A 13,860-nucleotide genomic window follows, 5' to 3' on the forward strand; every position below is an offset into this window, starting at 1 on the left:
GTTGGGGCGGACATCATTGTCCGCCCCTTTTTTGTGCGTGCGGCTTCGACTTTTGCCAGAACCGGCAATACACTCGCCGCCGTAACCGGAAGGACATCTGCCCATGAAAATGCTGATTGCCATCATCAAGCCCTTCAAGCTCGACGCCGTGCGCGAAGCCCTGGCCGACATCGGCGTGCAGGGCATGACCGTGACCGAGGTCCGGGGGTTTGGCCGGCAGAAGGGGCACACCGAGCTGTATCGCGGTGCCGAGTACACCGTCGATCTGTTGCCCAAGATCAAGATCGAGGTCGCGGTGGCGCCGGACATGGCGGACAAGGCGGTCGACGCGATTCTCAAGGCCGCGAAGACCGGCCAGATCGGCGACGGCAAGATCTTCATCTACGATCTCGACCAGACCGTGCGTATCCGCACCGGTGAATCCGGCGTCGAAGCCGTCTGATCGGAAGGACAGTGCGCCCCCGTTGATCGAGAGATGAGCGGGGGTTTTTTTGTGTGGGGGAGAACCATGAGAACAGCAATCGGATTGCTGGCGGCCCTGTTGCCGCTGGCCGCAGGCGCGCAGGACGGTATCGACAGCGGTAGCACCGGGTGGATCATGACCAGCTCGGCGCTGGTGCTGTTCATGTCGCTGCCAGGCCTGGCGCTTTTCTACGGTGGCCTGGTCCGCGCGAAGAACGTGCTCAGCGTGCTGATGCAGTGCTTCGCGATCGTCTGCGTCGTGTCGATCCTCTGGTTCATCTGCGGCTACAGCCTCGCCTTCGCGCCCGGTAACGGGTTCATTGGCGGCCTGTCCAAGGCCTTCTTCGCCGACGTCGCCGAAGGCTCGATGAGCGGCGCGATTCCGGAAACGGCGTTCGCGATGTTCCAGCTGACCTTTGCCTGCATCACGCCGGCTCTGATCGTCGGTGGTTTCGCCGAGCGCATGCGTTTCCCGGCGATGCTGCTGTTCTCGGTGCTGTGGCTGTTCGCCGTCTACCTGCCGGTCTGCCATTGGGTCTGGGCCGCCGACGGCTGGCTGTTCGCCCGCGGTCTGATCGACTTCGCCGGCGGCACCGTGGTCCACGTCACTGCCGGTGTCGCGGCGCTGGTCGCGGCGCTGGTGCTGCGACCGCGCACCGGCTTCGCGCAGACGCCGATGATGCCGCACAACCTGACGATGACCGTGACCGGTGCCGGCATGCTCTGGGTCGGCTGGTTCGGCTTCAATGGGGGTTCGGCGCTGGCCGCCGACGGCAATGCGGCAATGGCGATCCTGTGCACCCATCTGTCGGCCTCGGCCGGCGCGGCGATGTGGGGCGCGATCGAATGGCTCAAGTACGGCAAACCCTCGGCGCTGGGTGTGGTCACCGGCATGGTTGCCGGTCTGGGCACGATCACGCCGGCGGCCGGCGTCGTCGGCCCCGGCGGTGCGCTGATCATTGGTCTGATCGCCGGCTTCGTCTGCTTCAACGCGACCCACGCGCTCAAGCACGCGCTGAAGGTCGACGATTCGCTCGACGTGTTCCCGGTGCATGGCGTCGGCGGCATGCTCGGCACCTTTGCCGCGGGCATCTTCGCGGCCACCGGCCTCGGCGTCTTCAGCGGCCAGGGTTATGCCGAAGGCGTCGGCATGGGCGGGCAGATCGGCGTGCAGCTGCTCGGCATCGCCGCGGTCGGCGGCTGGACCGCGGCCTGGACCTGGGGGCTGCTCAAGCTCGTCGGCCTGCTGACGCCGCTGCGTGCGACGGCGGAAGAGGAGACCACCGGTCTCGACACGACGCAGCACAACGAGCGCGGCTACGACCTGCAGACCCTCTGAGTCAGCGCGGCAGGTTGTGCGAGCGGCCGTCGCAGTACGGCTTGCTGCGTGACCGGCCGCACGCGCACAGCCACAGCAGGCCGTCGCCGTGCGCGACCGAAAACGTCAGCGATGCGGCGCAGCGGTTGTCGTCGCGACCGCCGTCGCAGAGCGGCAGGCGCGAGGAGCGGCCGCATGCGCACCAGCGGTACTCCGCGGCGTTCAGTTCGAGCACACGCGGCCCGCGCCGCGTGTGCGGCGCAGGCACGGCGTCGGACAGTGGAGCGACCGGCTTCTTCATCGCGAGCGCCGAATCGTACTAGACTCGGGATTCGCTTCAGCTCACTCGCCAAGGAACGCGCGCATGCCGATCAAGACAGGAAGTTTCGCGCTGCTGCTGCTCGCCGCGGCCTTCTCGGCCGGCGCCGGGCAGGTCTACAAGTGGGTCGATGCCGAGGGGCGGATTCACTACAGCGACACGCCGCGACCGGGCTGGAAGCGCGTGGACCTCAAGGTCGCACCGGGATTCGCGCCGGCCACCGCGCAGACGCCGGCCGCGCAGAGCGGCGCCGAAGGCGAGGAATCGCCGGAACGCGCGAAGCTGCGCGCGGAGGAGTGCGACAAGCGTCGCGAGCAGCTCGAGACCTATCGCAAGGCCACGACGATCACCGAGCGGGACAGCCTCGGCAACGAGCGCACCTACTCCGAGGACGAGCGCCTGCAGCTGATCGAGCAGACGCAGAAGCAGGTCAGCGAGCTTTGCCGCTCCGACAGCTGAGGCGGATTTACGAAGCCAGGGCCTTTCTGACGTAGGTCGGCAGCGCGAACGCGGCGCGGTGCGTGTCGGCGTTGTAGAACTGCGTGCCCAGCGCCGCGATCGCTGATTCTTCCAGCCGCTCGACGCTGCTGCCGGCCCGCTTGAACGCCAGCGACCCCGACCACCAGCCGGACGGGTAGATCACCTGCGGAAAGTGCAGCAGCCGCGTCTCGGCAAAGCCGGCTTCGCGCATCGCCGCGTGCATCTCCCGGATCAGGTCGAGATGCAGCAGCGGTGATTCCGACTGCTGCACGAGCATGCCGTCGTCGGCCAGTGCCCGGATGCAGTCGAGGTAGAACTTCTTGCCGAACAGCCCCTCGGCCGGACCCACCGGGTCGGTCGAGTCGATGATGATCAGGTCGATCGAGCCGGGCTTCGCATCCTTCATCCACTGGATGCCGTCGCCGAAGAACAGCGTTGCGCGCGGGTCGTCGTTGCGGTCGCACAGCTCCGGGAAGTACTGCTCGGACAGCCGGGTGACGCGTTCGTCGATCTCGACCTGGGTGGCCGACTGCACCTCGGGGTGCTTGAGCACCTCGCGCAGCGTGCCGCAGTCGCCGCCGCCGACGATGACCACGTTCTTCGGCGCCGGGTGCGTGTTCAGCGCCGGGTGCGACATCATCTCGTGGTAGAGGAAGTTGTCGCGGGTGGACACCATGGTGCAGCCGTCGATCGTCATCAGGGTGCCGAAGGTTTCGGTCTTCCAGATCTCGATCTTCTGGTAGGGCGTCTGTTCCTCATGCAGCTTCTCGGCCTTGAGCGAGAAAGCGGTGCCGGTGGCGTCGATCGCCTCGGTGAACCAGCCGCGGTCCAGGGCCATGTCGCAGATCCTCTCGATAAGATGATGGCGCGTAAAATCGCGGCGCGAGTATACGCGCTCGCTCCATTTTCCCGGGTGAACGCAACGTGACGCATCCAAGCTGGAACGCCGCACAGGCACGCGACCTGTACAACATGCCGCAGTGGGGCGAGGGCTATTTCGACGTCTCGGCGCAGGGGCGGGTGGTGGTGCGGCCGCATCCCGGGCGGCCGGACGTGACGATCGACCTGTTCGAGCTGGCGCGGCGGCTGCCGCGCGAGGGGCTCGACCTGCCGGTGCTGGTGCGCTTCGCCGACATCCTGCACGACCGCGTCGATGCGCTGACCGGCGCCTTCGCCGAGGTCATCGGCGAGCTGGGCTACGAGGGTGGCTACACCGCCGTCTACCCGATCAAGGTCAATCAGCAGGGTGACGTCGTCGAGCAGATCGTGCGTCACGGCGGCGATCGCGTCGGGCTGGAGGCGGGGTCCAAGCCCGAGCTGGCGGCGGTGCTGGGCCTCGCCCGGCCCGGCAGCATCGTCGTCTGCAACGGCTACAAGGACCGCGGCTATATCCGCCGCGCACTGATCGGGCAGAAACTGGGGCACAAGGTCTACATCGTCGTCGAGAAGCTCTCGGAGCTCCCGCTGGTGATCGACGAGGCGCGGGCGCTGGACGTCGAGCCGCTGATCGGACTGCGCGTACGCCTGTCGGCTAACTTCACCAGCACCCAGCAGAACACCGGCGGCGAGAAGGCCAAGTTCGGGCTGACCTCGCCGCAGATTCTCGAGGCCGTCGAGATGCTGCGGGCGGCGGGGCGGCTGGATGCGGTGCAGATGGTGCACTTCCACCTCGGTTCGCAGGTCGCCAATGTGCAGGACGTCGCCAAGGGTCTGCGCGAGGCGGCGCGCTACTACGTCGAGCTGCGCCGCCTGGGTGCGCCGGTCGACGTCGTCGATGTCGGCGGCGGCCTGGGCGTCGACTACGAGGGCACGCGCTCGCGCTCGTTCTGCTCGATGAACTACTCGCTGCGCGAGTACGCGCGCAACATCCTGCGCACGCTGCAGGAGGCCTGCGCCGAATCGGGCGAGCCGCAGCCCAATGTGATCTCCGAGTCGGGTCGGGCGCTGACCGCGCATCATGCGGTGCTGATCGCCGATGTCATCGATCGCGACGAACTGCCGTCGCCGCGGCTCGACGCACCGGACGACGAGGCGCCGGCGGTGCTGCACGAACTGCATGCGCTGTTCGACCAGATCGACGCCCAGGGGCCGATCGAGACGCTGCACGACGCTGCGCAGTTCTTCGGCGATGCGCAGGTCCAGTACACGATGGGCCTGCTCAGCCTGCCGCAGCGCGCCTGGGCCGAGCGCGCCTACTACGCGCTTGCCCATGCGGTGCTGCCGAAGCTCGATCCAGGCATCCGCGCCCAGCGCGAGGCGGTCGAGGAGTTGCGCGAAAAGCTTGCCGCCAAGTACTTCTGCAACTTCTCGGTGTTCCAGTCGGTGCCGGACGCCTGGGCGATCGACCAGGTGTTCCCGATCGTGCCGATCCACCGGCTGGACGAGCGCCCCGAGGTGCGGGCGCGTCTGTGCGATCTCACCTGCGATTCCGACGGCCGTCTCGATCAGTACGTCGACCGCGAAGGCCTGATGCCGACGCTGGCGCTACACGCGCTCCGGGAAGGCGAGCCCTATCTGATCGGCTTCTTCATGGTCGGCGCCTACCAGGAAATTCTCGGCGACATGCACAACCTGTTCGGCGACACCAATGCCGTCAACGTCGTGCTCGGCGGCGCCGACGGCTGGACGCTGGAAGGAGCGGAGCATGGCGACCGCACCGACGAGCTGCTGCGTTACGTGCACCTGGAGCCGGAGAAGCTCGCGGCGACCTATCGCGAGAAGCTCGATCGCGCCGGCCTGCCGGCGGCCGAGGCGCAGGACCTGCTGCAGGAGCTCGAGTCGGGCCTGAGCGGCTACACCTATCTGAGCGCCTGAGCGCGCGCGGCGGACGGACGGCCGGGCATGATCAGCATCGACTTCTGCCGGCGCATGGCGGCCTACAACGGCTGGATGAACGACAAGCTCTATGCGGCCGCCGCGCAGCTCGACGGCGAGGCGCGCAAGCGCGATCGCGGCGCGTTCTTCGGGTCCATCCACCGCACGCTCGATCACCTGCTCTACGGGGACGAAGCCTGGATGCGTCGCTTCACCGGCCAATCGCTTGATGGATTATCTATTTCAGAAGCATTATTCGATGAATTTGCACTCATGCATCAACAGCGGACCGCACTGGATCGGCGGATCGTCGACTGGGTGGAAGGGCTGACGCCGGAGTGGCTGGCGAGCGACTTCCGCTACTACAGCCTGGCCTACAGGGGCACCTTCGTGCGGCCGGCCTGGCTGCTCGTCGCGCACATGTTCAACCACGGCACGCACCATCGCGGACAGGTGACCACGCTGCTGATGCAGGCCGGCATCGATCCGGGTGTGACCGACTTGCCGGCGATGCCGGACCTGCCGCCGCCCGTCTGAGCGCTCAGCCGAGAAAGCGCGCCAGCTCTCGCCGGAACGCGCGCGGCGCCTCGAACGGAATGGCGTGGCCGCAGTCCGGGATGTCGACGATCCGGGCGTGCGGGACCAGCTCGCGGATCGTCCGCTGGCCCTCTGCCGGATACATGATCGAGTCGTTGCCGATCAGCACCGTCATCGGCACCTGCAGCGCAGGCAGGGTCGTGCGCCAGTCGTAGTCGTCCTCGAGATACGAGCGCACGCTGTCGAGGTAGATCGTCCAGTTCGCCGTCGGGGCGACGCGACGGATCAGCAGCTCGTAGCGTGCGAGCCGCGAGACCGCCTTCCATCCGCGGTGGTGGAAGGCGAAATCGAAGAACTCTCCGAGCTTCGCCCAGAGGGCGCGGCGCAGCGGCTTCGGCAGTCGCGCGTACGGCTGGCCGCGGTACGGCTCGAGCTTGCGCATCAGCGTCTGCCAGTCGGCGAGCCGCGCCGCCTGCGTCGCGCCGAGCAGGCCGTGCGCCCAGTCCGCGGTATTGCGCACGCACGGCGACTGGTCGATGTGCAGGTAGCTGCGGATGCGGTCGAAGCCGTAGAGGCGGTGGTACTGCAGCGCCGTGCACGCTCCCATCGACAGGCCGCCGAGCCGCACGTCGCGCAGGTGCAGGCCTTGCAGCAGATCGGCGAGATCGTCCGCGTGCTGGGTCAGCAGGCAGCGCTGCGCCAGCGGCGTGCGATGGGAGCCGCCGAAACCACGCAGGTCGGGCAGGATGAAGCGGTAGCGTCGGGCGAACGGCAGCACGAACGGCAGCCACAGTGCTGCCGGCATCGCGAAGCCATGCAGCAGCACGACCGGAGCGCCGCGGCCGATGTCGTGGTAGTGCAGCCGTGCGCCGTCGCGGGTCGTGAGATAGGGCATGACCGCAATCTAGCGATAAGCGCGATTGTTGCCAGTACCGCAAACGAAAACGGGCAGGACCGTGGTCCTGCCCGTCGCGCGCCGCTCTTCGGAATCAGACGCGCTCGAAGATCGCCGCGATGCCCTGGCCGCCGCCGATGCACATCGTCACCAGCGCGTGGCGGCCGTTGACGCGATGCAGTTCGTGGATTGCTTTGGTCGCAATCATCGCGCCGGTGGCGCCGATCGGATGACCGAGAGAGATGCCGGAGCCGTTCGGGTTGACCTTGGCCGGATCGAAGTCGAGTTCACGAGCAACGGCGCAGGCCTGCGCGGCGAAGGCTTCGTTGGCTTCGATGACGTCGAGATCCTTGACCTTGAGGCCGGCCCGCTGCAGCGCCAGCCTGGTCGCCGGCACCGGGCCGATGCCCATGTACGCAGGATCGACGCCGGCATGAGCGTAGGCAACCAGGCGCGCGAGCGGCTTAAGACCCAGCACCTTGGCCTTGGTCCCCGACGCGAGCACGATCGCGGCGGCGCCGTCGTTGAGGCTCGACGCATTGCCGGCCGTCACCAGACCGCCGTCGCGCTTGAATACTGGCTTGAGCTTGGCGAGCGATTCGAGCGTCGTATCACCGCGCACGTTCTCGTCCGTATCGAAGGTCACAACGCCTTTGCGCGTCTTGATCTCGACCGGAATGATCTGGCCCTTGAAGCGGCCCTCGGCGATCGCGCGCGCTGCGCGCTGCTGGCTCTCGACCGCGAGCGCATCCTGCATCTGCCGGGTGATGCCGTAGCGCTCGGCAACGTTCTCGGCGGTGATGCCCATGTGCACGTTCTGGAACGGGTCGTGCAGCGCGCCGGTGACGAAGTCGAGCATCTGCGTGTCGCCCAGGCGCGCACCCCAGCGGCCCGCCGGCATCAGGTAGGCGCCGCGGCTCATGGATTCCGCACCGGCGCCGATGGCCACCTCGGCGTCGCCGAGCAGGATCGTCTGCGCGGCCGAGACCACCGCCTGCAGGCCGGAGCCGCACAGGCGGTTGACGTTGAAGGCCGGCGTTTCCTTGGGAATGCCGGCCTCGATCGTCGCGACGCGGCTCAGGTAGGCGTCGCGCGGCTCGGTCGGAATGACATTGCCCATGACGACGTGTCCGACGGCATCGGGCGCCACGCCGGCGCGTTCGAGCGCCGCCTTGATCGCCGTGGTCGCGATGGACGCCAGCGGCTGGTCCTTGAGCGAACCGCCGAAACTGCCGATCGCCGTGCGCGCGGCGCCGACGACGAAGACTTCTGCCTGGGACATGGGGGGACCTCGTGAACGGAATGACGGGTGTGGCCCTCTGCCGCGAGCGGCGAGGGCCTGGAAAGCTACATGTTACGCCGGTAGCGTCCGCCGACTTCGAACAGCGTCTGCGTGATCTGGCCCAGCGAGCACACGCGCACGGCGTCCATCAGCACGTCGAAGGTGTTGCCGTGTTCGATCACGGTGCGGCGCAGGCGGTCGAGCATGGCTGGCGCGTCGGCGGCATTGCGCTGCTTGAACTCGGCCAGGCGCTTGAGCTGCGACTGTTTCTCGTCGTCGGTCGAGCGTGCCAGCTCGATCTCCTGCTGTACCTCGTCGCCGTGCGGGTTGCGGAAGGTGTTGACGCCGATGATCGGCAGCGAGCCATCGTGCTTCTTGTGCTCGTAGTACAGCGATTCTTCCTGGATCTTGCCGCGCTGGAAGCCGGTCTCCATCGCGCCGAGCACGCCGCCCCGGCTGGCGATGGCCTCGAACTCCTTGAGCACCGCTTCCTCCACCAGGTCGGTCAGCTCGTCGATGATGAAGCTGCCCTGGTTCGGGTTCTCGTTCTTCGACAGGCCCCACTCGCGGTTGATGATCAGCTGGATCGCCATCGCGCGCCGCACGGACTCCTCGGTCGGCGTCGTGATCGCTTCGTCGTAGGCGTTGGTGTGTAGCGAGTTGCAGTTGTCATACAGCGCGCACAGGGCCTGCAACGTGGTGCGGATGTCGTTGAACGCCATCTCCTGCGCGTGCAGCGAGCGGCCCGAGGTCTGCACGTGATACTTGAGCTTCTGGCTGCGCTCGTTGGCACCGTACTTGTGCTTCATCGCCACCGCCCAGATGCGACGGGCGACACGGCCGATCACCGAATATTCCGGGTCCATGCCGTTGGAGAAGAAGAACGACAGATTCGGCGCGAAGTCGTCGATGTGCATCCCACGCGCGAGGTACGACTCGACATAGGTGAAGCCGTTGGCGAGGGTGAACGCAAGCTGCGAGATCGGATTGGCGCCGGCCTCGGCGATGTGATAGCCGGAGATCGACACTGAATAGAAGTTCTGCACCTTGTGGTGGACGAAGTACTCCTGGATATCGCCCATCATCTTGAGCGCGAACTCGGTGCTGAAGATGCAGGTGTTCTGGCCCTGGTCTTCCTTGAGGATGTCGGCCTGCACCGTGCCGCGCACGACCGACAGCGTCCAGTCGCGGATCTTCTGGGTTTCGTCGTCGGTCGGCGCGCGCCCGTTCTCGCTCGCAAACTTGTCGAGCTGCTGATCGACCGCCGTGTTCATGAACATCGCCAGAATCATCGGTGCCGGGCCGTTGATCGTCATCGACACCGAGGTCGTCGGCGCGCACAGATCGAAGCCCGAGTACAGCACCTTCATGTCGTCGAGGGTGCAGATCGACACGCCGGAGTTGCCGACCTTGCCGTAGATGTCCGGCCGCAGGTCCGGGTCCCAGCCATACAAGGTCACCGAGTCGAACGCGGTCGACAGGCGATGCGCCGGCATGCCCTCCGACACGCGCTTGAAGCGACGGTTGGTACGGAACGCGTCGCCTTCACCGGCGAACATGCGGGTCGGGTCCTCGCCCTCGCGCTTGAACGCGAACACGCCGGCGGTGAACGGGAACGAGCCCGGCACGTTTTCCTTCATCAGGAAGCGCAGGGTTTCGCCTTCGTCCTCGAACGCCGGCAGCGCAACCTTGCGCACCTTGGTGCCGGACAGCGATTCGCTGGTCAGCTTGGTGCGAATCTCCTTGTCGCGGATCTTCACGACGTACTCATCCTGCGCATACTGCTCGCGCAGGGTCGGCCACTGCTCCAGCAGCTTGCGCGCGCCCGGCAGCAGCTCGCCGTCCTTGGACGAGATCATCGCATCGAAGCCGGCGACCGGCTGTCCGGCGGATTCGAACAGGGCCTTCGCGGTCTTCAGCGACTGGCGCTCGCGGGCGACGCGTGCCTGCTGCGCGATCTGCGCGTGGTAGCCGCGCAGCGTTTCGGCAATCTCGGCCAGATAGCGCACGCGCTCCGCGGGCACCACGGCGCGACGCTGCGAGGACGCCTTCACCGTCACCTTGGGCAGCGCGCCGGCCTGCGTCTTCAGGCCGCGGGCTTCAAGGGCGGGCAGCATCGCCTGGTACAGCGCGGTCACGCCATCGTCGTTGAAGCGAGCGGCCTGTGTGCCGAACACCGGCATCGCGTCCGGTGGCTGCGTGAACTGCTCGCGGTTGCGCTGATACTGCTTGCGCACATCGCGCAACGCGTCCTCCGCACCCTTGCGGTCGAACTTGTTGATCGCGACGAAATCGGCGAAGTCGAGCATGTCGATCTTCTCGAGCTGCGATGCCGCACCGAACTCCGGCGTCATCACGTACAGCGACAGGTCCACATGCGGCACGATCGCCGCATCGCCCTGGCCGATGCCGGAGGTCTCGACGATCACCAGGTCGAAGCCCGACACCTTGCACGCGGCGACTACGTCGGGCAGCGCCGCGGAAATCTCGCTGCCGGTGTCGCGCGTGGCCAGCGAGCGCATGTACACGGCTCCGCGGTTCATGTCGGGCGACTCGATCGCGTTCATGCGGATGCGGTCGCCGAGCAGTGCGCCGCCGGTGCGCTTGCGCGAGGGGTCGATCGAGACGATCGCGATCTTCAGCCGGTCCTGCTGGTCCAGCCGCAGGCGCAGCACCAGCTCGTCGGTCAGCGAGGACTTGCCGGCGCCACCGGTCCCGGTGATGCCGAGCACGGGGATCGTCGTCTTCTGCGCCGCCTCGCGGATCGCGCCGCGCGTGGCGTCGTCGTAGGTGCCGGCCTCGATGGCCGTGATCGTGCGGGCGAGCTGGCGGCGGTCGCCGGACTGCAGCGCGGCGAGCGCCTCGCCAGCCTTCGGCGCCAGCGCCGTCAGGTCGTAGTCGCTGGTCTGGATGACATCGTCGATCATGCCCTGCAGGCCCAGCCGCGCGCCGTCCTCGGGCGAGTAGATGCGGGCCACGCCGTAGTCCATCAGCGCCTTGATCTCGGCCGGCACGATGACGCCGCCGCCGCCGCCGACGACCTTGATGTTCTCGCCGCCGTTGGCGCGCAGCAGGTCGACGATGTACTTGAAGAACTCCACGTGCCCGCCCTGGTAGGAGGTGATCGCGATGCCCTGCACGTCCTCCTGCAGCGCCGCGTTGACGATCTCGGCCGCCGAGCGGTTGTGTCCCAGGTGAATCACCTCGGCGCCGGTGGACTGCAGGATGCGGCGCATGATGTTGATCGACGCATCGTGGCCGTCGAACAGGGACGTGGCGGTCACGAAGCGGACCTTGTGCTTGGCCTTGTAGGGCTTGAGCTGCTTGGCGACGGAGAGATCGGTCATGGTGGATGCTTCCTCGAGCGTGGCCCGTTGACGGGCCTGCGAGCGGTGGGGGCGAAATTTTAGCCAGCGACGCCGGAACGCACGATGTCCGAAACTGGTGCTGCGGATGCGAAAATCTGCCAGTGCCAACCGGATGTGCGATGGAAAAGGACAGCGTCTCGATCAGCTTCGTCGCCGAAGCCCTGCACGCGGTGCGCGGTGCGGGCCTGCCGGTCGCGCCGTTGCTGCAGGCTGCGGGCATTCCCGAGCGCCTGCTGGCGTCGCCGCAGACGCGTGTCGCCGCCGAGCGCTTCGGTGCCCTGTGGCTGGCGGTCGCCGATGCACTGGACGACGAGTTCTTCGGCCGCGACACGCGTCGCATGAAGGTCGGCAGCTTTGCCGCGGTGACCTACGGCTGCGTCGGTGCGCGCACGCTGCACGAAGCCGTGCGCCGCATCGTGCGGCTGTTCGGCATCATTCTCGACGACACCGTCCTCGAACTCGCGGTCGACGGCGAGCAGGCCGAGCTGCGCCTGCTGCCGGGCGCGCGCGCCGCAGGCCGCCCGATCGACGCCTTCGCCCACGAGACGCTGCTGGTACTGACGCATGGGCTCATGTGCTGGCTGATCGGCCGTCGCATCGACATCCTGCGCGCGGATTTCGCCTATCCGCCGCCGTCCCGTTGGCGCGAATACCGCGTCATGTATTCGCAGCAACTCGCCTTCTCCCGGCCCTGCACCCGCATCGTCTTCGACGCGGCCCTGCTGACGGCGCCGGTGCGACAGACCCAGCGCAGCGCCACGGCCTTCCTGCACGGCGCGCCCTACAACATCGTGCTCAAGTACAAGAACGCCGACAGCTGGTCGGCGCGCGTCCGCCAGTGCCTGCGCGACACGCCGCCGGGCCTGTGGCCGGGGTTCGATGCGCTCGCGACGCAACTCGACAGCCATCCCTCGGCGCTGCGGCGTGCGCTCGAGCGCGAGGGCGCGAGCTTTCGCGCGATCAAGGACGCCCTGCGTCGCGACCTCGCCATCGAACAGCTCAGCCACGGCGATGCCGCAATTCCCGAGATCGCGCGGGTGGTCGGCTTCGCCGAACCGAGCGCGTTTCATCGCGCGTTCAAGCAGTGGACCGGTGTGAGGCCCGGCGAATACCGGCGTCAGCGCACGATGCCCCCGGTCTGAGGAACTTCGGCGGCCATTGCTTGCCCCATCGGTTCCACCTGCGTTCCGGAGTGCCGTGTTCCGTCTTTCTGTCCTGCTGCTACTGGCCGCTGCCACGCTCGGCGGCTCTGCCTGGCACGCGCTTGCGTCGCCGCCGGAAGCACCGGTGGCGCCGCCCGACGTCAACGCCGGCGCGCAGGCCGCCTTCGACGGCGCGCCGATGCGCATCCGCGTGCGCGGTCTCGACATCGCCCATCCGGTCTTCGCGATCTTCGCGCTGCCCGGGGAGGCCGTCGGAATCGACGCGCCGGCGGGGAGCGGCCCCTATCGCATCGCTGCCGCAGGCGGCCGGGTCGAGTCGCGCGTGCCCTATGTGCCCGAACGCCGCGACCAGGGCTGGACCTGGACCGCGCCGCCGCGTGCCGGTCTGTATCCGCTCGCGATCCTGCGCGAAGCCGACGGCCAGCGCATCGAGCTCAATGCCTTCGTCATGCGGCCGCGTACGGATCTCGCCGACGGTCGGCTGCAGAACTACCGGGTCGGCCACTACCCGGACCGGCCGTTGCGCGACAACCCGATCTACCTGCCGCCGCGCGGCTTCATCGAGCTGACGGCGCAGAACCACGACGTGCGCGTGTCGCCGCACTTCACGCTCGGCGAGTTCGCGTCCAAGCAGAGCGGCGGCTATCCGAAGTTCCTGGTGCTCGACGAACGCCTGCTGCTCGCGCTGGAAACCATCATCGACGCGCTGCGCAGTGCCCGCCACGAGGCCAGCGGTCTGCACGTGATGAGCGGCTACCGAACGCCGTTCTACAACGCGGCGATCGGCAACGTGCGCTACAGCCTGCACCAGTGGGGCATGGCTGCCGATGTCTTCGTCGACGAGGATCGCGACGGGGTGATGGACGATCTCGACGGCGACGGACGCATCACGCGTGCCGACGCCGAAGTGCTCTATCGCGTCGTCGACGAACTCCACGAGCGGCCGGAATACAGCGCCTACGTCGGCGGTACCGGGCTCTATGCGCCGGCGTTTCCGCGGCGTGGACCGTTCGTGCACGTGGACGTGCGTGGCTGGCGCGCACGCTGGTAGCATCGGCGGATTCAGCGGCGACTCAGAGGGTGTAGACAAAATAAAGTAAAATAGCAGTCTACTGGCGATCAGAGCACAGGGGCTGCGAAATGGGCAAGCGGGGGCGTCCGCCGAAGCTGACGGAACTGGACTATCCGATGTTGCGAGAGGTGGTGATCGCTCGGCCGGCCG

12 protein-coding genes are annotated in these 13,860 nt (G+C 67.4%); 7 read left to right on the forward strand and 5 right to left on the reverse strand.

All coding sequences use genetic code 11. The features are described 5' to 3' along the window. The first annotated feature begins 103 nt into the window (after window positions 1–103). A complete protein-coding gene (locus C8D93_RS19495; protein ID WP_110266917.1) occupies window positions 104–442 on the forward strand; it encodes a P-II family nitrogen regulator in 339 nt (112 codons plus the stop codon). A gap of 66 nt (window positions 443–508) precedes the next feature. Further along, complete coding sequence (locus C8D93_RS19500; RefSeq protein ID WP_110266918.1) at window positions 509–1,801, forward strand: ammonium transporter; 1,293 nt, start codon at window positions 509–511, stop codon at window positions 1,799–1,801. Between the two features lies 1 nt (window position 1,802). Here C8D93_RS19500 and C8D93_RS19505 read toward each other — a convergent pair whose 3' ends face one another. After that, window positions 1,803–2,081, reverse strand: a complete 279-nt coding sequence (locus C8D93_RS19505) for a CDGSH iron-sulfur domain-containing protein (protein WP_110266919.1) — start codon at window positions 2,079–2,081, stop codon at window positions 1,803–1,805. A gap of 63 nt (window positions 2,082–2,144) precedes the next feature. Here C8D93_RS19505 and C8D93_RS19510 point away from each other — a divergent pair, with 63 nt between their 5' ends. Further along, window positions 2,145–2,558 (forward strand): DUF4124 domain-containing protein, encoded by a 414-nt coding sequence (locus tag C8D93_RS19510; RefSeq protein ID WP_110266920.1) that lies wholly within the window; start codon window positions 2,145–2,147, stop codon window positions 2,556–2,558. Window positions 2,559–2,565: 7 nt separating this feature from the next. Here the strand turns inward: C8D93_RS19510 and speE are convergent, their stop codons facing one another. Beyond that, window positions 2,566–3,417, reverse strand: a complete 852-nt coding sequence (speE, locus tag C8D93_RS19515; RefSeq protein ID WP_110266921.1) for a polyamine aminopropyltransferase — start codon at window positions 3,415–3,417, stop codon at window positions 2,566–2,568. 86 nt (window positions 3,418–3,503) lie between these two features. Here speE and speA point away from each other — a divergent pair, with 86 nt between their 5' ends. After that, window positions 3,504–5,393 carry a biosynthetic arginine decarboxylase gene (gene speA / locus C8D93_RS19520; protein ID WP_245904021.1) on the forward strand — a complete coding sequence of 630 codons (1,890 nt, stop codon included), beginning with the start codon at window positions 3,504–3,506 and terminating at the stop codon, window positions 5,391–5,393. 54 nt (window positions 5,394–5,447) lie between these two features. Beyond that, complete coding sequence (locus C8D93_RS19525) at window positions 5,448–5,930, forward strand: DinB family protein (RefSeq protein WP_281269328.1); 483 nt, start codon at window positions 5,448–5,450, stop codon at window positions 5,928–5,930. A 4-nt stretch (window positions 5,931–5,934) separates the two neighbouring features. Here the strand turns inward: C8D93_RS19525 and C8D93_RS19530 are convergent, their stop codons facing one another. The 3 genes from C8D93_RS19530 to icmF form a co-directional block, all read right to left on the reverse strand. Continuing rightward, complete coding sequence (locus tag C8D93_RS19530) at window positions 5,935–6,825, reverse strand: alpha/beta fold hydrolase (protein ID WP_110266923.1); 891 nt, start codon at window positions 6,823–6,825, stop codon at window positions 5,935–5,937. Window positions 6,826–6,919: 94 nt separating this feature from the next. Continuing rightward, a complete protein-coding gene (locus C8D93_RS19535; protein WP_110266924.1) occupies window positions 6,920–8,107 on the reverse strand; it encodes an acetyl-CoA C-acyltransferase family protein in 1,188 nt (395 codons plus the stop codon). A gap of 65 nt (window positions 8,108–8,172) precedes the next feature. After that, a complete protein-coding gene (gene icmF, locus C8D93_RS19540) occupies window positions 8,173–11,454 on the reverse strand; it encodes a fused isobutyryl-CoA mutase/GTPase IcmF (RefSeq protein WP_110266925.1) in 3,282 nt (1,093 codons plus the stop codon). 140 nt (window positions 11,455–11,594) lie between these two features. Here icmF and C8D93_RS19545 point away from each other — a divergent pair, with 140 nt between their 5' ends. Then, entirely contained in the window at window positions 11,595–12,617 is a 1,023-nt protein-coding gene (locus C8D93_RS19545) for an AraC family transcriptional regulator (protein WP_110266926.1), read from the forward strand. A 55-nt stretch (window positions 12,618–12,672) separates the two neighbouring features. Next, window positions 12,673–13,689: a D-Ala-D-Ala carboxypeptidase family metallohydrolase gene (locus C8D93_RS19550; protein WP_110266927.1), complete on the forward strand. Its 1,017-nt coding sequence runs from the start codon at window positions 12,673–12,675 to the stop codon at window positions 13,687–13,689. Window positions 13,690–13,860: the final 171 nt, after the last annotated feature.

Source organism: Sinimarinibacterium flocculans (assembly GCF_003201205.1).
In the GTDB taxonomy this organism is placed as follows: Bacteria; Pseudomonadota; Gammaproteobacteria; order Nevskiales; family Nevskiaceae; genus Solimonas; species Solimonas flocculans.